Raw genomic sequence first — 19,398 nt, forward strand, 5'->3', positions numbered from 1 at the left:
TCTATTTTAAATTTGTGAAAAAATGCTTATACTAAAATTAAGTGTTAATAAAAACAAAAAAATAAGATATTCAAATAAACGGAGGAATAAAGATGAAAAAAATATCATTTATAGGTACAGGGGTCATGGGAAGGTCTATGATAAAAAATCTTATGAAAGATGGATATGATGTTACTATATATAATAGAACGAAAGATAAGGCCTTAGAGTTGATTGAAATGGGAGCATTATGGAAAGATAGTATAAAAGAATGTGTAAAAGATACTGATATCATAATAACAATTATTGGATACCCTAAAGATGTAGAGGAAGTTTATTTTGGAAGTGAAGGAATTTTAGAAAATATAAAAGAAGGAACTGTTGTTATAGATATGACAACAACAAGTCCTACTCTTTCAATAAAAATATACGAAGAAGCTAAGAAGAGAAAAATATATGCATTGGATGCTCCAGTATCTGGTGGCGATGTTGGTGCTAAAAATGGTACATTATCAATTATGGTTGGTGGTGATAAAGAGGTATTTGAAGAAAATAAAAGTATATTTGAATCTATGGGAACAAATATAATATATGAAGGAAAAGCAGGCAGTGGGCAACATACTAAAATGGCAAACCAAATAGCAATAGCAGGTGCTGTGTCAGGTGTGTGTGAAGCAATAGCATATGGGAAAGCTCAAGGATTAGATACTAAATTAATGTTAGATAGTATTTCTGAAGGTGCTGCAGGAAGCTGGCAAATGAAGAATATGGGTTCACGTATGTTAGAAGGAGACTTTAATCCAGGGTTTTATATAAAGCATTTTATAAAAGATATGCACATTGCAAAAGAGGAATATGAATCTGCACACATAGCAAAAGAGATATGTAGTGATGTATTTGAAAATAATAAAAATAGAAGTAAGCTGGAAATGCTTGATATAGTATTGAAGATGTATGAGCAGCTAAGTGAAGATGGGATGGATGACCTTGGCACACAGGCACTTCTTAAATACTATTTATAGGAATGATAAATCATACTAATGTATGATTATAAAAATAGAAATAAGGAATAATTAAAAGAGTATGTATTTATTAATAATATGTTCAAAGGATGTGAATATATGAAAAAAATAGCTTTAGGGGGAGGATGCTTCTGGGGTGTGGAAAAGTTTTTTTCTAAAATACCTGGAGTTGTAGAAACTGAAGTAGGATATGTAAATGGAAATATAGAAAGTCCAACATATGAGATGGTATGCACAGGAAATACTGATTTCGTAGAAATATGCTTAGTAAAATTTGATGAAAAAGTAATATCACTAACAGAACTATTAGATAAATTTTGGAAAATAATAGATCCTACAATTATTAATAAACAGGGAAATGATGTTGGAACACAATATAGAAGTGGAATTTATTATTTTGATGAAGAAGATTTAAAGGATATTATAATAAGTAAAAGAAAAATGGATTCATTTTACAAAAATTTAGTGGTGACAGAAGTGAAGCCAGTAAAGAACTATTATAAAGCGGAAGAATATCATCAGAAGTATTTAAAGAAAAATCCAAATGGATATTGCCATATACCTGATTATATTAAATAGAAGAATAAAAAGTTAGCATCGCTTTTTTACTTACAGTTAAATACTATTAAGTGAAATAAATTTAATTATTAGTTAAAAATTTCATAAAATGAAAAGTATTAAATACTATGTTATTGATTTTTTCAAAGCATAGTATTTTTTTGTGGTGGGTGATTATAATAAAAAGTACTTTAAGTATAATTCTTTTTTTGCTATAATAAAAAATGCTAAAGCATAGTAAGTTTATAAGAATAATATATATATTAGCAGTTTAGGTACAATATCAATTAGAAAGAAGGATAATATGGAAGTTTATTTTGATAATAGTTCTACTACAAAAATGTATGATAATGTTATAGAAGAAGTAGTAACAGGTATGAAAGAGTATTATGGAAATCCTTCATCACTTCATAACTTAGGATTAAAGAGTGAAAGAAAATTAAAAGAGTGTAGAAGTGTAATTTCAGAGATAATAAATGCTGAAGCAAATGAGGTCCATTTTAATTCGGGTGGAAGCGAAGGAAATAATTTAATACTTAAAGGTGTATTAAAATCTGGAAGTCACCTTATAACAACTCCATTTGAGCATGCTTCTATTTTAAATACATTAAAAAAGCTAGAAGAAGATAATGTTAAAATTACATTTTTAAAAATTGACAAAGATGGAAGAGTTGATTTAGAACATCTTAAAGAATCTATAACAAAAGACACGGCACTTGTATCAATTATGCATGTAAACAATGAAATAGGAACTATTCAGGATATAGAGTCCATTGGGAATATAATAAAAAGTAACAGCAGCAGAGCAAAGTTCCATGTAGATGCTGTACAAAGCTTTGGAAAATTAAAAATTGATGTTAAAAAGATGAATATCGACTTTTTAAGTGCAAGTGCACATAAATTTCATGGTCCTAAAGGATGCGGATTTACATATATAAAAAAAACAAATAATATAAACCCTCTAATTAATGGAGGATCACAAGAATTTGGATTTAGAGCAGGAACACAAAATATTGCTGCTATAATGGGAATGGCTAAAGCAGCAGAAATAGTTAATAAAAATATGAAAAATAACTATCAAAAAGTATTTGACATTAAACAAAGATTTATAGAAAAGCTTAATGATATAGAAGATATAACTATAAATAGCTTAAATAATGATTACTTTTCACCATATATATTAAATGTTTCTTTTAAAGGTATCAAAGGAGAAGTTTTACTTCACTTTTTAGAGGAAAAAGGAATTTATATATCAACTGGATCAGCATGTTCATCAAAAGAACGTGAAAAAATAGGGGGAAGCTATGTATTAAAATCTATTAATTTAGATAGAGATGAAATACTTGGTGGAATTAGATTTTCTTTTTCAGATGATAATAATATAGAAGAAGTTGACTATGTTATTGAAGAATTAAAAAATGGTTTGGTGTTCTTAAGAATACTTAATAAAATAAGGTAAATCATTTGGAAGTAAAATATTTATAACTAAATGAATTTAGGAGGAAAATATGAAAGAATTAATATTAGTAAAATATGCACCTGAAATATTTTTAAAAGGATTAAATAGAGGTAAATTTGAAAAGAAATTAAGAGATAATATATGCAAGAAGCTTGAAAATATAAAAGTTGAATTTATTCATGATAGTGGAAGATACTTTATCAAAACAGATGAAATTGAAGAAAGTGTAAAGAGAATATCGAAAGTATTTGGTATTTTAGAAGTATGTGTTGTTAAAGAAGTAAGCATAGATTTAGATGAGATAAAGGCAGTTTCATTAGATAAAATAAAGAAATGTGAAGGAAAAACATTTAAAGTAAAAACTAATAGAGCAAATAAAAACTTTGAAATGAATTCTATGGAAGTTTCTAGAACGGTTGGCGGATATATATTAGCAAATTATGAAAAAGATTTAAACGTTGATGTTAAAAATCCAGATATTTTAATTAATATTGAGATAAGAAACAATTATGCATATATATGGTCAAATTCAGATATAACAGAAGGTGCAGCTGGATTGCCATATGGAATGAATGGAAGCACAATGCTAATGCTTTCTGGAGGAATTGATTCACCTGTAGCTGGATATCTTATGGCAAGAAGAGGTGTTGAAGTAAGCTGCGTTTATTACCATAGTCATCCTTATACTTCAGAAAGAGCAAAAGATAAGGTTAAAGATTTAGCTAAGATATTATCTACATATACTGAAAGAATTAATTTATATATTGTGCCATTTACAGATATTCAAATGAGTATAATAAAAAATTGTAGAGAAGATGAATTAACAATTATAATGAGAAGATTCATGATGAGAGTAGCTTGTAAATTAGCTGAAAAATATAATATAGATTCAGTAACTACAGGAGAAAGTATAGGTCAAGTTGCAAGTCAAACTATGGATGGTCTTATAGTAAGTGACAATTGTGCAGATAGACCAGCATTTAGACCACTTATTGCAATGGATAAAACTGATATAATGGATATATCGAGAAAAATAGGAACATATGAAACATCTATTTTACCTTATGAGGATTGTTGTACTATATTTGTTCCAAAACATCCTAAAACTAATCCAAAACTTGAGCCGATCATAAAGCAAGAAGAAAATTTAGATATAGATGAATTAGTTAATGTTGCAATTGATAATATGGAAATTGTAACATATTAAAATGAGACTGTTTATAATGAATATTAAATCATTATAAACAGTCTTTTCTATGTATTGTAAGGTATATTAAAATATATTGTAAAGAATGTGAATTAAAAGAATGATTATAAAATTAAAGGAGAAATAAAATGAATTATATTGATACTAATATTAAGAATGTAAGATTTAAAAAAACAACAAAAGAAGATGCAAAAATAATTTTAGAGTTAATTAAAGAGTTGGCTACATATGAAAAATGTGAAAGATTTTAGTGGTATGCCTAGATTGGAATAAATCTTCTCTTAATTTCTATAGTAGCTTAGGAGAAAAGATTAAAAAACAGTGGGTTATTCATAGATTAGATAAAGAAGGAATAGAAAGACTCAATGAAGATGAAGTTAAATAATTATAAGGAGTAATGTATGAAAGTTTATATTAATCATACACCACTCCTTTTTTAAATGAATTACTTTTGAACAAATTATATATTTAGAAGTTAGAAAATGAAATAAGAAGAAAATATTTTGAAGTGATTGACAATATTGCTAGAATAAGATATTATTATTATTATAGCATCAATTTAGCACGCTAAATTGATAAATTAATAAATGATTGTAGGTGGGGTAACAATGGGGCAAAGAAATGTTCTTCCAGAAGGAACAAGAGATTTAATATTAAATGAATGTATTGTTAAAAAACAATTAGAAAGAGATATAGATGAACTTTTTAATAAGTGGGGATATAAAGAAGTTATTACTCCTACTGTAGAATATTATGAAACTTTCAATCATAATTCTAATACCCTTAGAGAAGAAGATATGTATAAGTTCTTTGATAATAAGGGGCGTATTTTAGTTCTTAGACCTGATATGACAGTTCCAATAGCAAGAGTTGTAGAAACTAAACTTAAAGATACAGACTTACCAATAAAGCTTAGATATAATTCTAATATATTTAGAGTTCATAAAAGCCTTGGGGGAAAAAGAAATGAATATACCGATATTGGGGTAGAACTCATAGGACTTAGTGAAAAAGAATCCGACTTAGAAATACTTGTTTTAGCATTAGAGGGATTAAAGAAATTAGGATTAAAAGATTTTAAACTTGAAATTGGTAATATAGGTTTTTTTAATGGTGCATTTGTTAATACAGATATAGATGAAGAGTGCAAAAGTAAAATAGCTAAATTTATTGATGAGAAGAATTTAAAAAGTTTAGAGGAATACTTAGAAGATTTAAATATTGAAAATGAATATAAAGTATTTTTCAATAAGCTTCCATGGATGTTTGGAGATAAATCAATATTAGAAAAAGCGAAAGAATTAGCATTTAATGATTCTATAAAAGAAAATTTAGATTATTTAGAAAGAATATATTTAGATCTAGAAAAATTAGGTTATGGAGATAATGTAACTTTTGATTTAGGAATGATACCAAGGCTTAATTATTATACTGGAATTATTTTTAAAGGGTATGTTGATGGTGTGGGTACTACTGTACTAAGAGGCGGTAGATATAATAATTTAATAAAACCACATAAAGATTATTTACCAGCGGTAGGATTTTCTATTGATATAAATTCAGTTATACCAATTGTAGATGTAAATGATATTCTTAAATATGAGTATGAAGCTTATAAAATATTTTATAGTGAAAAAAATAAAATAGAAGCAATTAAAAAAAGCCAGGAACTCAGAAATCAAGGATATATAGTAGAATTAATGCCAAAAGAAGATCTAGAAGAAGTTAAGATAATTAAGGAAGGGGTCAAATAGTATTATGAGTATAAGTATAGCACTTACTAAGGGCAGATTGGAAGAGGAAAGCATTAAGTTATTAGATAAAGCACATTATGACCCATCAGAATTAAAGAATAAAGGAAGAAAGCTTGTATTTAAAGATAAGAGCGCAGATATTAACTATTTCTTGGTTAAATCAGCTGATTCAATAACTTATGTTGAACATGGGGTTGCTGATATTGGAGTTGTAGGTAAGGATACAATATTAGAAAGTGATACTAATTGCTATGAGGTATTAGATTTGGGATTTGGAAAGTGTGGCTTTATTGTAGCATCTCTCCCAGAAAATGATATTTATAAAAAAGTTGGACATGTTAAGATTGGAAGTAAATATCCTAAAGTTGCAAAAGATTATTTTAAAGACAAAGGCATGGATGTTGAAGTTATTAAAATTGAAGGCTCAGTGGAGTTAGCACCAATACTTGGCTTGTGTGATGGAATAGTAGATATAATGGAGACTGGTACAACGCTTAGAGAAAATGGCTTAATAGTACTAGATAGAATTTGTGATATAAGTGCAAGAATGATAGTTAATAAAGCAAGTTTTAAAATGAAGCAAAAAGAAATTGGGGAATTTATAGAAAAAATTAAAAAAGTTATTGATAAGTAATTGACAAAATTCGCAGAGTATTCATAATTATAATTAATATATTAATTGATTTTGCTCAAATAAGTTGATATATTAATACTAATATGTATATATATTTAATAATCGGTTAATATGTAAATTTATGTTAGAGGGGGCTACTACTAAATGCTAAGCTTAATGGAAATTAATGAAAGCAATAAAGAAAAGTTGATTAATGAATTAAAAGAAAGAGTGGAAGACGCAGATAGCAGTGTAATTGAAAGTGTAAGAAACATTTTATCAAAAGTTAAGAGTGACGGGGATGAAGCTTTATTTGAATTAACAAAAACTTTTGACAAAGTTGAACTTACTAATTTGCAAATTTCATCAGATGAAATTGAAAGGTGCTTTGATAAGGTAGAAGATGAGTTTATTGAAGCCTTAAAAGAAGCAAAAATTAACATTGAAAATTATCATATGAAACAAAAGAAAACTGGCTATATTATGACAGAAGAAAATGGAATTTATTTAGGGCAAAGGGTTCTCCCACTTGAGAAAGTTGGGGTTTATGTACCAGGGGGAACTGCGGCTTATCCATCTTCTGTTTTAATGAACGTAATACCCGCAAAGGTTGCGGGAGTAGAAGAAATAATAATGGTTACACCACCAGATAAGGATGGAGGAATTAATCCATATATAGGTGTAGCAGCTAAAATTGCTGGTATAAATAAGATATATAAAGTCGGTGGAGCACAAGCTGTTGCAGCTTTAGCATATGGAACAGAAAGTATACCAAGAGTTGACAAGATAGTTGGACCAGGAAATATATTTGTAGCGACTGCTAAAAAATTAGTTTTTGGACAAGTAGATATAGACATGATTGCAGGACCAAGTGAAATTCTTGTTATTGCTGATGAAAAATCAAATCCAGTTCATGTTGCAGCGGATTTAATGTCACAAGCAGAACATGATAAGTTAGCATCATCTATACTTATAACAACATCTAAAAAATTGTATGAAGAAGTTGAGGCGGAACTCGATAAACAGGCTAAAACATTAGAAAGAGAAGAAATAATAAGAACATCTTTAAAAGATTTTGGAAAAGCTATAATTTGTAAAACACTAGAAGAATGTATTGAAATATCAAATTGCATTGCACCAGAGCATCTAGAGCTTATGGTTGATGAACCAATGTCGTATTTAGGATTAGTTAAACATGCTGGATCAGTATTTTTAGGAAGATATTGCCCAGAGCCAATAGGGGATTATTTTGGAGGCACAAATCATGTTTTACCTACAAGTGGTACAGCAAGATTTTTTTCACCTTTATCTGTTGACAGTTTTGTAAAAAAATCATCATTTATATATTATTCAAAAGAAGCTATTCTAGAAAATGGCAATAAGATAATAACTCTTGCAAACAAAGAAGGATTAACAGCCCATGCAAACTCAGTTAAAGTGAGGTTAAAGTAATGAGTGTTATTAATGAGTATATAAATATAGAAAAAGAATACAAGATAAATCTTGATAGCAATGAAATTTATCTTAATATTAATGAAAATATACTCATGAAAATGAAATCCTGTCTAACACAAATTGATTTGCATAGATATCCAACAAATGATATGCAGGAAATAAAAAAATTATATGCTAAGTACGCAGATACAGATCCTAAAAATATTATTGTTGGTAATGGATCAGATGAAGCTATTGATCTTGTAATAAGTTCAGTTATTAGACAAGGAAAAAAAGTATTGAGTTTAAATCCTGATTTTGTAATGTATGATTTTTATGTAACACGATTTGGTGGAGAAATTAAAACCTATAATATAGGTGAGTCTATGAAGTTTAATGTAGATGAATTTATAGAAATGGGTAAAAACGAAGATATAGATATGATTATATTTTCTAATCCTAATAATCCAACAGGAATAGGCATTAAAGTAGAAGATATATTAAAGGTTCTAGAAGCATTTAAGGATAAGCCTGTAGTTGTTGATGAAGCATACTACGAATTTTATGGAGAAACAGTAATTTCATATATAAATGAATACAAAAATTTATATGTAACAAGAACTCTTTCAAAAGCATGGGGGCTTGCAGCACTTAGACTGGGATTTTTAATAACTAATGAAGAAAATGTAAAGGAGCTATTAAAATTCAAAGTACCATATACAATAAGCTCATATTCACAAAATTTAGCTTCAGTAGTTCTAAGATATCCAGATAGAGTAATTGAAAATGCAAAAAAAGTAGTAGAACAAAGGGAATTACTTTTTAGTGAACTTAATAAAATACAAAAAAATGCAGCAATGCATATTGAGTTTTATCCATCAAAGGGAAATTTCATTTATGGGAAAACTAGTCATAAAGAGGCACTTGAAAAAGGTCTGATAAAAGATGGAATCTCAATTAGGTATTTCAATGGGGATGTTTTTAGAATTACAGTTGGTTCACCTATGGAAAATAGGAAGGTTGTAGAATCTATAAAAAATATATTTGGATATTAAATAAATTAAGGGGTGAGTAGATGTCTAGATATTCTAAAATAGATAGAAATACAAAAGAAACTAATATAACATTAGAACTGGAACTGGATGGCAAGGGCAATAGCGAAATTGATACTGGAGTTGGTTTTTTTGATCATATGCTGACTCTATTTGCATTTCATGGGAAAATGGATTTAAATATAAAAGCTAAAGGTGACTTAAATGTATGTGATCACCACACTGTAGAAGATGTTGGCATTGCTTTAGGTGAAGCATTTAAAAAATCCATTGGAGATAAGAATGGGATAAATAGATATGGAACATTTTATATCCCAATGGATGAAACATTAGCTTTAGCTTCAATTGATATAAGTAATAGACCTTATTTAGTATTTGACTGTGATTTTAAAAGAGAAAAAGTTGGGGAAATGGCTACAGAAATGGTTGGAGAATTTTTTAGAGCATTTGCATTTAATGCTGGTGTAACTTTGCATTTAAAAGTGATTTATGGCGAAAATGATCATCATAAAATAGAAGCATTATTTAAAGCTTTAGGAAGAGCAATTAAAGAAGCAAAATTAATTAATCCTGAGAATGGACTACCATCAACTAAAGGAAAACTTTAAGCAATGTACAATTCATAATGCACAATTCACAATTAATGATGAAATCATTAATGAGTTTGAATAATTGTGCATTTTGAATTGTGAAATGTGAATTGTAAAATGGGGTGTATATATGATAGTTATTATAGATTATGGCATGGGAAATTTAAAAAGTGTTAGAAATGCTTTGAATTTTCTAGGACTTGAAAATAAGATTTCATCTAAAGAAGAAGACATAAACAATGCAGATGCACTTATATTGCCGGGTGTTGGAGCTTTTCCGGATGCTATGGAAACTATAGAGAAGCTTGGCTTGGATAAGATGATAAAAGCAGAAGTAAAGAAAGGAAAACCACTTCTTGGAATATGCTTAGGTATGCAGCTTTTATTTGATAAAGGATATGAAGGTGTAGAAAAAAAAGGTTTGGGGCTTATAAAAGGAAATATAGTTAGGATGAATGAAGACAAGGTTAATAATATAAAAATACCACATATAGGCTGGAATAATCTTTTCTACAATAAAGAGGATGAATTATTTAAAGGTATAGACGAAGGAAAATATGTATATTATGTACATTCGTTTTATGCTCAAGATTATGATGAAGATGATTTGGTGGCATATAGTGAATATGGATCAAATAAAATTCCGGGTGTTGTTAGATGCAAAAATGTAATTGGTGCACAATTCCATCCAGAAAAGAGTGGAGATGTTGGCGTTAATATTTTAAGAAATTTTGGGGAGTTGATTAAATGATAATTTTACCAGCTATTGATATTATTGATGGAAAGCCAGTTAGATTATATCAAGGAGATTATAATAAGAAAGAAATAGTTGCAGATGATATATTTGAGACAGCTAAATCATTTGAAAGAGTAGGAGCCGACTATATACATTTAGTAGATTTAGATGGAGCAAAAAGTGGTGGCAATGAAAATCATGAATTAGTAATAAGGATTGCTAAAGAACTTAATATTCCAGTAGAATTGGGTGGCGGAATAAGATCGTTGGACACAATTAAGCACCTGCTTGAAAATGGTGTCTCTAGAGTTATTTTAGGGACAATAGCAATAGAAGATGAAAATTTACTTAAAACTGCAGTAGATACATATGGTGAAAAAATAGCTGTTGGTATAGATTGCAAGGATGGTAAAGTTTATGGTAGAGGCTGGCTTGAAGGAAGTAATTTAGATTATTTAGATTTCGCTAAAAAAATGGAGAATATAGGTGTCAAAAATATTATAGTAACAGATATAAGCAAAGATGGAACATTACAAGGGGCTAATGTTGAAATGCTTAAGAAGTTAAAATCAACTGTTGATATTGATATTACAGCGTCTGGAGGCGTTCGGGATTTAGATAATATTAAAGAGTTAATGGAAATTGATTTATATGGGGCTATAACTGGTAAAGCAATATATGCTGAAACATTATCATTAGAAGAGGCAATAAGAATATCAAAAGAAAACAGATAGTAAAGGGGGGAATTTATATGCATACTAAAAGAATAATACCTTGTCTTGATGTTAAAGAAGGAAGAGTTGTTAAAGGAATAAATTTTGAAGGATTAGTTGATGTTGGAGATCCAGTGGCATTAGCTGAATACTATAATAAACAAGGTGCAGATGAATTGGTTTTTTTAGATATAACAGCAACTCATGAGAAACGTGGGATAATGGAAAAGGTAGTTGAAAGCGTAGCAGAAAAGATATTTATTCCGTTTACTGTAGGTGGTGGATTAAAAACTATAGAAGATATAAAAGCCATATTAAGGGCTGGAGCTGATAAAGTAAGTTTAAATTCAGCAGCTGTAAGAGATAAAAATCTTATTAAAGAAGGTGCATTCTATTTTGGAAATCAATGTATAGTTTTAGCTGCTGATGCTAAGAAGAAAGCAGATAATACAGGCTGGAATGTCGTTATAAATGGAGGAAGGATAGATACAGGAATTGATTTGTTAAAGTGGATTGAAGAAGCAACAAAGCTTGGTGCAGGAGAAATTCTTTTAACATCTATGGATGCAGATGGAACTAAAAAAGGATTTGATTTAGAACTTACTAAAGCTGTAAGTGATATAACAAATGTTCCTGTTATTGCATCAGGTGGATGTGGATGTCTAGAAGATTTTTATGATGTCTTTAAAACTAATATAGCAGATGCAGCACTTGCAGCATCACTTTTCCACTATGGAGAATTGACAGTTGATGAAGTAAAAAATTATTTGAGTCAACGTAATATATCAGTAAGAAGATAAATTAATTTTATGCGGATTAAAAGGGATTCTTATAAAAAAATTTATTACGTAAATATTTGAAGAATGAAAAAATAGCCAGAATTTAAGTGAGAACCCAAATTTTATATTTGGCTGATCGAACTTACTCCTATGAACGGATGTGAATAGTGAGTTTCCTTTAAAAAGCGAATAGTTAGAAATTATGACAGTTAAAAGGATAAAAGAGAGAGTTTAAATAAAGAAAATATCTTCAGCAGTAGATGAAGCTGGGCTATACTGTTAAGTTTGTGCCTCACTAAGCATTATATGCCAAAGAAATGCATTGCGTAAATATTTGAAGAATGAAAAAATAGCCAGAATTTAAGAATTTAAGAATTTAAGAATTTAAGAATTTAAGAATATATATTCTTAAGAATTTGCTTATTTTATGCGGGTTAGAAGAAAATTTTTAATGAAACACCTACTCATATTCATTTGTAGGTGTAAGCGATTCGCACCAAATGCAAGATTTGGGCTCTCTGCTTAAGAGTATGCACATATAAAAAGTGCAGCTATGCTGCAATACGGATCTTAAATAAAAAGAGTAGTTATCTTAAAATAAGGAACTTTTCTTATTTTATTATGGTATTAGATATTTTACTAATAAATATATTCTGAATTTCTCTATTTATAAGAGAGGAGTACGCATATGGAAATTTTAGAAAGATTAGAAAACGTTAATTTCGAAAAAGGGAATGGTCTTGTTCCAACAATTGTACAAGATCATAAAACCAAAGAAGTTTTAATGCTTGCATATATGAATAAAGAAAGTTTAAAAAAAACATTAGAAGGTGATACAACGTGGTTTTATAGCAGAAGTAGAAATGAATTATGGAATAAAGGCGCTACATCAGGACATTTTCAATATGTTAAAGAAATTAAAATAGATTGTGATAATGACACAATTTTAATTTTAGTTGAACAAGTGGGAGCTGCATGTCATACCGGAAATAAAACATGTTTCTATAGAGATTTATAAGTATATTAAAGAGCAAAAAAATAATTCTTAAAATATAAGGAGAAGATTATGGAAAAGGAAGATTTAGAAGCTTTATATAAAGTTGTTTTAGATAGAAAAAATAATGGTAGTGAAGGGTCATATACAAATTATTTATTTGAAAAAGGTCTAGATAAGATATTAAAAAAAGTTGGTGAAGAATGTACAGAAGTTGTTATTGCCAGTAAAAATGATAATAAGGAAGAACAGATATGTGAAATATGTGATTTAGCATATCATTTACTTGTGTTAATGGCTGAACTAGGAATATCTATGGATGAAATCAAGGTGGAATTAGGCAAAAGAAGAGAAAAGATAAATAATTTTAAAGGCGAAAGAAAAGAAATAACAAATGTTTAATAATTACAGATTATTTAAAGTCTATTATTTTAATAGGCTTTATTTTATTCTATTCTTTATGTAAGAATAATATATTTGATGATATAATATAATTGATAAGAATATTAATTATATTATATAAGAAATACACTTTTTCTTAAAGTGAGAGGTGTTTTAGTATGGAAAGTATATCAAAGAATTTATTATCTATTTTGGTTACTGCAATTAATGAAAAAGATAATAAGGTTATTTTAATTAAAGATACTAAAAATTTATCATTAGGAGATATAAATAAAACCTTAATAAATCTAGGGAAAAAATGTTTTTATAGAGTTTTAGAAAAACATAATAATGGAGAATTAGAACCGTATTTTCCGTTTTTAACTTTCATAGATGAAGAAATTAATATAGCAAATATTGAAGTAGAAAAATTTTTAGAAGATATTAATATTTATCCGCTGCATAAATCATTATTTTTAAGTTATTTAAAATGTGGAAAAGCTGAAAGAGATGAAGAATTAATATTTTTTGATTATGAGTATGAAAAAAATAAAATTTATGAATCATTGATGAATATTATAAATAAATTTGGAGACAATGTATTTATTTTATTAGAAAACATAAATTATATGTCACTCTCAACTCTCAATTGGCTAAAATATATAGTGATGAATAATGAAGAATATAATTTTAAAATTATATTAACTTTTTCAGATGACAAGTATTTTGATTGTGATTATCAAGATGAATTTGAAAATCTAATTGATTCTATAGAAGCAAAGCATTCATTATTACGACTTAGTATTAAAGAAAAAAGCAACGGAGATAATAAAAAGCCTAAAAAAGTAGAAAAAGATCTAATTATTCATGGTGAGAATTTGTATAACCTTTTTGCAATAGATGAAGCTTTAATATGCTTTTGTAGAAAATATAAGAGTATGATTGATTCAAATGATATTTATGAATTAAAACAAGTACTACTAAGATTGGGTGATATATATTTAATAAAAAAAGATTATGGAAATAGTTATAAGTATTATGATTTGTTATTAAATTTTGCAATTGATGTAAACGATAAACAATTAAAAACATTGGCACTTCAAAAATTGTCTATGTTAAATATAGTACGCTTAAAGTTTAATGAGGCAGAAACCCTTGCGAAAAATAGTTATAAATTAGCTGTTGAAATTAATAATGATTATTTTAAACTAAAATCTTATGAACTATTATTCTGGATTAATGAAAAAGGAAAGTATAGGACAACCATAGAAGAACTAAATTTTGATGAAGAATTTATTAAATTGGCAAGAAAATATAACCAAAAAAATATACTTGCATATTTTTTGACACATAATTTTAATCTTATATCTTTTGTTGGACCTAAAGATCAAAGAGAAGACTATTATATGGAAGGGCTTGAATTAGCAGAAAAATTAAAGAATATAAATTGTATTTTATCAGCTGATTTAAAAACTGCACTAGTATATGCAGTTAATGGAGATCATGATATTAGCCAGGAATACTACAAGAAAGTAGAAAAAATACTTATTGATATGCATGACAATTTTAGATTGGCACAGACATATAATGGAATGGGTTATTATTGCTTAATTGAAGGCGATTATATAAAGGCAAATGATTACTATAATAAATCATTAAGTTATTTAAGACTTGAATGGAATTTTGATGAAATCTGCATGGCTTTAATAAATAAAAGTCTTACTTCACTATTTGTATGCGATTATGAGACAGCAAACAAACAATTAGAGATACTTCTAAATGTAATTAAGACATTAAAGCTGGGAAGATTAAGACTTACTACTGTTAGTAGAATATATGGAATAGCAGCATTAAATCATTTCTATTTAGGAAATCTATATAAAAGTTATTCGTTTTTATCTAAAATTCAAACTGTAGATATTAGTAATAGATTTTATGAAGATGATGAAGAATATTTTCTTAAGAATTTTACTGAAGCTCTATTAGCTAAAAAGCCAGGAGATTTAGACGAAGCTCTAAAACTATTTAGAAAATCATATAAGAATTTAATAAAAGCTAAAGGTTCATTAAAATGTATGTATCCTAAGTTTATGTATGAATATTTTAGAATATTGGAAATATCTGAAGAAAATAATAATGCAGACTCTGTAAGGAAAGAAGCAATAAAATATTGTAAAGAACATAATATAAATTACTATATAAATCTAATTGATGGAGTTACAGTAAACAATAATTATACTTTTGAGAGTGATTTAAAAGACTTAAGTTGGATTATTGAAGCAGCTAAACAAGAAGCTACAATTAATTCTCTTAATGATAAAGTTGAAGAAATACATTTCATAAATAGCTTTCAAGAAATTTTAACATCAATAGATGATAAGAATACCATTATAAATAATTCAATGACTCTGATAGAAAATAAATTTTCTATTGACTATTCATTATTGATTTTTTATGAAGGAGAAACCACAGAAATACTTTATACGACTGATAGGGAAATTTTAAGTGATAATTATATAAAAGAATTAAATGCTATAATAACTGAATATACGTCACCATTTGTAACAAGCGATGATATTGACTTAAGTAATTGGATTGAGAGAACTATAAATGAAAAGGTTCGTTCATTAATTTATGTGCCTATTATAAAAGATGAGAATTTAAAATTAATATTTATATGTGCAACTAAGTTTGGAAATGATCCTATAAGAAATAATATAATATTAGATAGTTCTAATTTAGGAATAATAAATATATCTATAAAAGAATTTAATGAAACACTTCAAAAAATAAAATGGCAGGAAAAATTAATGGAAAGTGCATTAAAAGATGCACTTACTGGTCTAAATAATAGGTGTTATTTCTTTGATAAATTATCTACACTTGTGAAAAATAATGGTAAGAAAAATATAAATGCTTGTTTATTATATATTGATTTGGATAATTTTAAATATTATAATGATACATTTGGACACTCTATAGGTGATTATATTTTGAGTTTTTTTGCTAATTCATTAAGTTCTATATGTGAAGAATTAAAGAGTGTAGATGTTATTAGATATGGTGGAGATGAATTTATAGTATTACTGGAACAAGCAGAATTTGGAGATGGAGAAGTGTTAGCAGAAAAGTTATATGAAGAAATAAAACGATGTAGAGGATACGAGGATAATATAAAAGCACTTTTAAATAAAAATATAAATATTCCAAAAGAAAAATTATTATCATGTTCAATGGGAATATCCTACAGAAAATTAAATTCTTCTACAAATTATAATAAATTAATTGAAGAAGCTGATAAATGTTTGTACAAAGCTAAAAATTCTGGTAAAGGCAGGTATATAGTTTTTAAATAATTATTACAATTTTATAAAGTATAATGTATAAAAAGTTATATTGATGTATTATAATAATAAATCAATATAGCTTTTTTATTTGTAAGAGTAATTTTAGAATTTAAAGCAATATTTTATATAAAGTGTATTAAATGATTTGTTTTAGTTAATTAATAATAAGAAGAAAGGAATAGATTTATGATTGAAATAAAAAAAGAAGACTTACTAAAAGATTCTGTCGATTATGAAGATTATTCAGAAAATATATGTTCTTTATCAATAGAAGAATTAAGAGAGGAAGGTTTGATAAAGTGTGGGGGCTGCTCAGGATGCAGTTGTAGTAAAGTTAAATGCGGTTCTTGTGATAAAAAATAGTAGTTGTTGTAAAAAATATATATTAATGCTGTAGATTTAACAATAATAATAAGATATAATAAATTTGTTTGAGTAAAAAATATGTGATTTGGAGGGAAGTTTTTTGGGTAAGCCAAGTATTTTTAGCAGAGAATATGAAAAGAAAATGAAGAAAAGAAAACGTAACATAATTATTTTCTCTCTAGTGATGATTTTAATAGTATCTGCTATAGCTGTTAAATTTGTTTACAATCCAATTGATTTTTCAAAAGTAAAACAGGATCTTCAAGCTTGGATAGATAGTGATACATTAGATAATAAAGAACAGGCACAAGACGAGAATAAAGAAAATGAGGAAAGTGTAAATAAAGAAGAAATTGCTGAAACACCCAAGGAACCAGTAGAACAGACTATAGATATTCCACTTAGCAGTGGGAATGTTGCAAAAGCAGTATATTCTAAAGACTCAAATGAAGAAAGTACATTTACAGAAGTGAAAGATTTAGACGAAAATGTTAGTTATGATATAAGTCCATCTAAAAAACAAGTATTAATTAATGATGTAAATGGAGATATGATTGTATATAATATTGATGGAAGCAGTTCGATTGTTTCAAAAAATGAGTATACATCAACTAGAGGAAGTGTTTTTAGAAAAGAAGACACTCTTGCTAATAATCCTAATTATTTATGGAATTATGGTGGAAAATTTATAAGTGATGAAAAAATAATCTTTATAACTAATAGACCTTATTTCGGGAATAATGTTTTAAAGCAATATCTTTGGATAACTGATATTCAATCTGGCGCAGATACAGTACTTTGGGATTTAGCAGCTAATAGTATTCAAATTTCTACAATGAACGAACTTGGTTTACAAGTTGATGTAGATGGGGTAACATATTATATAGATAAAGATGGAAATTATAATCACTAATTATATAGAGGAAAAATAAATTATTTGATAAAATTTAAAGGTTTATGGTATAATAACCTAGTTAAATTAGATGCATACTATTTTAGGAGGAAAGAATAAAATGAAAGCTAAAGTGGAAAAAATAGAAACAAATGTTGTAAAGTTAGAAATAACTGTGGAAGCAGAAAAATTTAACGCAGCATTAACAAAAGCATATAATAAGAATAAAACAAGATATAATATACCAGGGTTTAGAAAAGGTAAAGTTCCAATGGCAATGGTTAAAAAGTTCTATGGAGTAGAAGTATTCTATGATGATGCTATTAACTTTGCAATTGATGAATCATATGGAGAAGCTTTAACTACTGAGAATATAAGACCAGTAGATTATCCAAAGATAGATATAGTGGAATTAGGTGAAGGAAAAGAGTTTGTTTACACTGCAACAGTTACTGTTTATCCTGAAATCGAATTAGGTGAATATAAAGGTTTAGATATAAAGAAACCAGTTTATGAAGTTGAAGAAGCTGAAGTTGAAAAACAAATAAATGACATGAGAGAAAAGAATGCAAGAGTTGAAGAAAAAGCTGAAGGAGCTACTATAGAAAAAGGTGACATAGCAGTTATAGATTTCAAAGGATTTATAGATGATGTTGCATTTGACGGTGGAGAAGGAAATGATTATTCTTTAGAAATAGGTTCAGGTACTTTCATAGATAACTTTGAAGATCAACTTATAGGTTTAAAAGTGGGAGATAAGAAAGATGTTAATGTTAGCTTCCCAGAAAACTATGGAAGAGATGAATTAAACGGAAAGCCAGCAAAATTCGAAGTTGAAGTTAAAGGAATAAAAGTTAAAGAATTACCAGAATTAGATGATGAATTTGCTAAAGATGTATCAGCTGTTGAAAGCTTAGCTGAATTAAAAGAAAACATAAAGAAAAACTTAGAAAAGAGCAATAATGATAAAGCTGAAAGAGAATTTGAAGAAGCTGTAATAACAGCAATAATTGAAAACTCAAAGATGGATGTTCCAGAAGCTATGATTTCAAAAGAAATTGATGCTATGATGAAAGACTTAGAAGGAAGATTAAAATATCAAGGTTTAAGTTTAGATCAATATATGGAATTTACAGGTAACACTGTTGATAAAATGAGAGATTTTATGAAAGAAAATGCTGAAAGAAAAGTTAAAGCTGATTTAGTTCTTGAAGCTATAGCAAACGCTGAAGAAATAAAGGCAACAGATGAAGAAGTTAAAGAAAGAGCATTAGAACTTGGTAAAATGTATGGACCAAAAGATCCAGAAAAAATGGCAGACATTTTAGTTAAAGCTCAGAAGCCTATGATAGAAAAAGATCTTGTTATTGAAAACACTTTAAAATTCATTAAAGATGCTTGTAAATAGTAAGTAGTATACATTAAAATAGAAAAATGCTTTAATAATTGCCAGAAAAAAGTTTTCTGGCAATTATTTCAAATAAGCATTAACAAATAAACTAAAAACCTATATAATTATAAG

General features: G+C 27.6%; 20 protein-coding genes. All 20 read left to right on the plus strand.

The features are described 5' to 3' along the window. Positions 1 to 92 precede the first annotated feature (92 nt). The 20 genes from BN2920_RS09050 to tig all read left to right on the plus strand — a co-directional run bounded on the left by BN2920_RS09050 (position 93) and on the right by tig (position 19,284). The gene (locus tag BN2920_RS09050) at positions 93 to 1,001 is read left to right on the plus strand and encodes an NAD(P)-dependent oxidoreductase (protein ID WP_058294693.1); all 909 of its coding nucleotides are present in this window, start codon (positions 93 to 95) and stop codon (positions 999 to 1,001) included. A gap of 99 nt (positions 1,002 to 1,100) precedes the next feature. Beyond that, on the plus strand, positions 1,101 to 1,580 hold the full coding sequence (msrA, locus tag BN2920_RS09055; protein WP_058294694.1) for a peptide-methionine (S)-S-oxide reductase MsrA: 480 nt from the start codon (positions 1,101 to 1,103) through the stop codon (positions 1,578 to 1,580). Positions 1,581 to 1,863: 283 nt separating this feature from the next. After that, complete coding sequence (locus BN2920_RS09060) at positions 1,864 to 3,018, plus strand: cysteine desulfurase family protein (protein ID WP_058294695.1); 1,155 nt, start codon at positions 1,864 to 1,866, stop codon at positions 3,016 to 3,018. Positions 3,019 to 3,067: 49 nt separating this feature from the next. Next, positions 3,068 to 4,225: a tRNA uracil 4-sulfurtransferase ThiI gene (gene thiI, locus BN2920_RS09065; RefSeq protein ID WP_058294696.1), complete on the plus strand. Its 1,158-nt coding sequence runs from the start codon at positions 3,068 to 3,070 to the stop codon at positions 4,223 to 4,225. A 128-nt stretch (positions 4,226 to 4,353) separates the two neighbouring features. Beyond that, entirely contained in the window at positions 4,354 to 4,476 is a 123-nt protein-coding gene (locus BN2920_RS22355; protein ID WP_268259115.1) for a hypothetical protein, read from the plus strand. After that, positions 4,476 to 4,610: a hypothetical protein gene (locus BN2920_RS22360; protein ID WP_268259116.1), complete on the plus strand. Its 135-nt coding sequence runs from the start codon at positions 4,476 to 4,478 to the stop codon at positions 4,608 to 4,610. The genes BN2920_RS22355 and BN2920_RS22360 overlap by 1 nt, the downstream gene beginning before the upstream one ends. A gap of 223 nt (positions 4,611 to 4,833) precedes the next feature. Beyond that, positions 4,834 to 5,979, plus strand: coding sequence for an ATP phosphoribosyltransferase regulatory subunit (gene hisZ, locus BN2920_RS09070; RefSeq protein WP_058294697.1), 1,146 nt, complete (start codon positions 4,834 to 4,836; stop codon positions 5,977 to 5,979). Between the two features lie 4 nt (positions 5,980 to 5,983). Next, positions 5,984 to 6,613: an ATP phosphoribosyltransferase gene (gene hisG, locus BN2920_RS09075; protein ID WP_058294698.1), complete on the plus strand. Its 630-nt coding sequence runs from the start codon at positions 5,984 to 5,986 to the stop codon at positions 6,611 to 6,613. Between the two features lie 144 nt (positions 6,614 to 6,757). Further along, positions 6,758 to 8,044: a histidinol dehydrogenase gene (gene hisD, locus BN2920_RS09080; protein WP_058294699.1), complete on the plus strand. Its 1,287-nt coding sequence runs from the start codon at positions 6,758 to 6,760 to the stop codon at positions 8,042 to 8,044. Then, positions 8,044 to 9,081, plus strand: a complete 1,038-nt coding sequence (locus tag BN2920_RS09085; RefSeq protein ID WP_058294700.1) for a pyridoxal phosphate-dependent aminotransferase — start codon at positions 8,044 to 8,046, stop codon at positions 9,079 to 9,081. The genes hisD and BN2920_RS09085 overlap by 1 nt, the downstream gene beginning before the upstream one ends. A gap of 20 nt (positions 9,082 to 9,101) precedes the next feature. Continuing rightward, positions 9,102 to 9,686, plus strand: coding sequence for an imidazoleglycerol-phosphate dehydratase HisB (gene hisB, locus BN2920_RS09090; RefSeq protein ID WP_058294701.1), 585 nt, complete (start codon positions 9,102 to 9,104; stop codon positions 9,684 to 9,686). A 112-nt stretch (positions 9,687 to 9,798) separates the two neighbouring features. Continuing rightward, the gene (gene hisH, locus BN2920_RS09095) at positions 9,799 to 10,419 is read left to right on the plus strand and encodes an imidazole glycerol phosphate synthase subunit HisH (protein WP_058294702.1); all 621 of its coding nucleotides are present in this window, start codon (positions 9,799 to 9,801) and stop codon (positions 10,417 to 10,419) included. Beyond that, a complete protein-coding gene (gene hisA, locus BN2920_RS09100; RefSeq protein WP_058294703.1) occupies positions 10,416 to 11,138 on the plus strand; it encodes a 1-(5-phosphoribosyl)-5-[(5-phosphoribosylamino)methylideneamino]imidazole-4-carboxamide isomerase in 723 nt (240 codons plus the stop codon). The genes hisH and hisA overlap by 4 nt, the downstream gene beginning before the upstream one ends. Before the next feature lie 17 nt (positions 11,139 to 11,155). Continuing rightward, entirely contained in the window at positions 11,156 to 11,917 is a 762-nt protein-coding gene (hisF, locus tag BN2920_RS09105; RefSeq protein ID WP_058294704.1) for an imidazole glycerol phosphate synthase subunit HisF, read from the plus strand. A 667-nt stretch (positions 11,918 to 12,584) separates the two neighbouring features. Further along, entirely contained in the window at positions 12,585 to 12,914 is a 330-nt protein-coding gene (hisI, locus tag BN2920_RS09110; protein WP_058294705.1) for a phosphoribosyl-AMP cyclohydrolase, read from the plus strand. Positions 12,915 to 12,962: 48 nt separating this feature from the next. Next, positions 12,963 to 13,292 carry a phosphoribosyl-ATP diphosphatase gene (gene hisE / locus BN2920_RS09115; protein ID WP_058294706.1) on the plus strand — a complete coding sequence of 110 codons (330 nt, stop codon included), beginning with the start codon at positions 12,963 to 12,965 and terminating at the stop codon, positions 13,290 to 13,292. A gap of 158 nt (positions 13,293 to 13,450) precedes the next feature. Continuing rightward, entirely contained in the window at positions 13,451 to 16,627 is a 3,177-nt protein-coding gene (locus tag BN2920_RS09120) for a tetratricopeptide repeat-containing diguanylate cyclase (protein WP_058294707.1), read from the plus strand. A 177-nt stretch (positions 16,628 to 16,804) separates the two neighbouring features. Then, positions 16,805 to 16,981 (plus strand): hypothetical protein, encoded by a 177-nt coding sequence (locus BN2920_RS21725; RefSeq protein WP_172437795.1) that lies wholly within the window; start codon positions 16,805 to 16,807, stop codon positions 16,979 to 16,981. A 103-nt stretch (positions 16,982 to 17,084) separates the two neighbouring features. Continuing rightward, positions 17,085 to 17,897, plus strand: a complete 813-nt coding sequence (locus tag BN2920_RS09125; protein ID WP_058294708.1) for a hypothetical protein — start codon at positions 17,085 to 17,087, stop codon at positions 17,895 to 17,897. A 100-nt stretch (positions 17,898 to 17,997) separates the two neighbouring features. Beyond that, complete coding sequence (gene tig, locus BN2920_RS09130; RefSeq protein ID WP_058294709.1) at positions 17,998 to 19,284, plus strand: trigger factor; 1,287 nt, start codon at positions 17,998 to 18,000, stop codon at positions 19,282 to 19,284. Positions 19,285 to 19,398: the final 114 nt, after the last annotated feature.

Source organism: Clostridium neonatale (assembly GCF_001458595.1).
GTDB lineage: Bacteria > Bacillota > Clostridia > Clostridiales > Clostridiaceae > Clostridium > Clostridium neonatale.

Coding starts and splice junctions, on each gene's coding strand:
- BN2920_RS09050 (WP_058294693.1), top strand. CDS start 93: ATGAAAAAAATATCATTTATAGGTACAGGGGTCATGGGAAGGTCTATG.
- hisB (WP_058294701.1), top strand. CDS start 9,102: ATGTCTAGATATTCTAAAATAGATAGAAATACAAAAGAAACTAATATA.
- hisG (WP_058294698.1), top strand. CDS start 5,984: ATGAGTATAAGTATAGCACTTACTAAGGGCAGATTGGAAGAGGAAAGC.
- hisH (WP_058294702.1), top strand. CDS start 9,799: ATGATAGTTATTATAGATTATGGCATGGGAAATTTAAAAAGTGTTAGA.
- hisA (WP_058294703.1), top strand. CDS start 10,416: ATGATAATTTTACCAGCTATTGATATTATTGATGGAAAGCCAGTTAGA.
- msrA (WP_058294694.1), top strand. CDS start 1,101: ATGAAAAAAATAGCTTTAGGGGGAGGATGCTTCTGGGGTGTGGAAAAG.
- hisF (WP_058294704.1), top strand. CDS start 11,156: ATGCATACTAAAAGAATAATACCTTGTCTTGATGTTAAAGAAGGAAGA.
- hisZ (WP_058294697.1), top strand. CDS start 4,834: ATGGGGCAAAGAAATGTTCTTCCAGAAGGAACAAGAGATTTAATATTA.
- hisD (WP_058294699.1), top strand. CDS start 6,758: ATGCTAAGCTTAATGGAAATTAATGAAAGCAATAAAGAAAAGTTGATT.
- hisI (WP_058294705.1), top strand. CDS start 12,585: ATGGAAATTTTAGAAAGATTAGAAAACGTTAATTTCGAAAAAGGGAAT.
- thiI (WP_058294696.1), top strand. CDS start 3,068: ATGAAAGAATTAATATTAGTAAAATATGCACCTGAAATATTTTTAAAA.
- BN2920_RS09060 (WP_058294695.1), top strand. CDS start 1,864: ATGGAAGTTTATTTTGATAATAGTTCTACTACAAAAATGTATGATAAT.
- hisE (WP_058294706.1), top strand. CDS start 12,963: ATGGAAAAGGAAGATTTAGAAGCTTTATATAAAGTTGTTTTAGATAGA.
- BN2920_RS09120 (WP_058294707.1), top strand. CDS start 13,451: ATGGAAAGTATATCAAAGAATTTATTATCTATTTTGGTTACTGCAATT.
- BN2920_RS22355 (WP_268259115.1), top strand. CDS start 4,354: ATGAATTATATTGATACTAATATTAAGAATGTAAGATTTAAAAAAACA.
- BN2920_RS09085 (WP_058294700.1), top strand. CDS start 8,044: ATGAGTGTTATTAATGAGTATATAAATATAGAAAAAGAATACAAGATA.
- tig (WP_058294709.1), top strand. CDS start 17,998: ATGAAAGCTAAAGTGGAAAAAATAGAAACAAATGTTGTAAAGTTAGAA.
- BN2920_RS21725 (WP_172437795.1), top strand. CDS start 16,805: ATGATTGAAATAAAAAAAGAAGACTTACTAAAAGATTCTGTCGATTAT.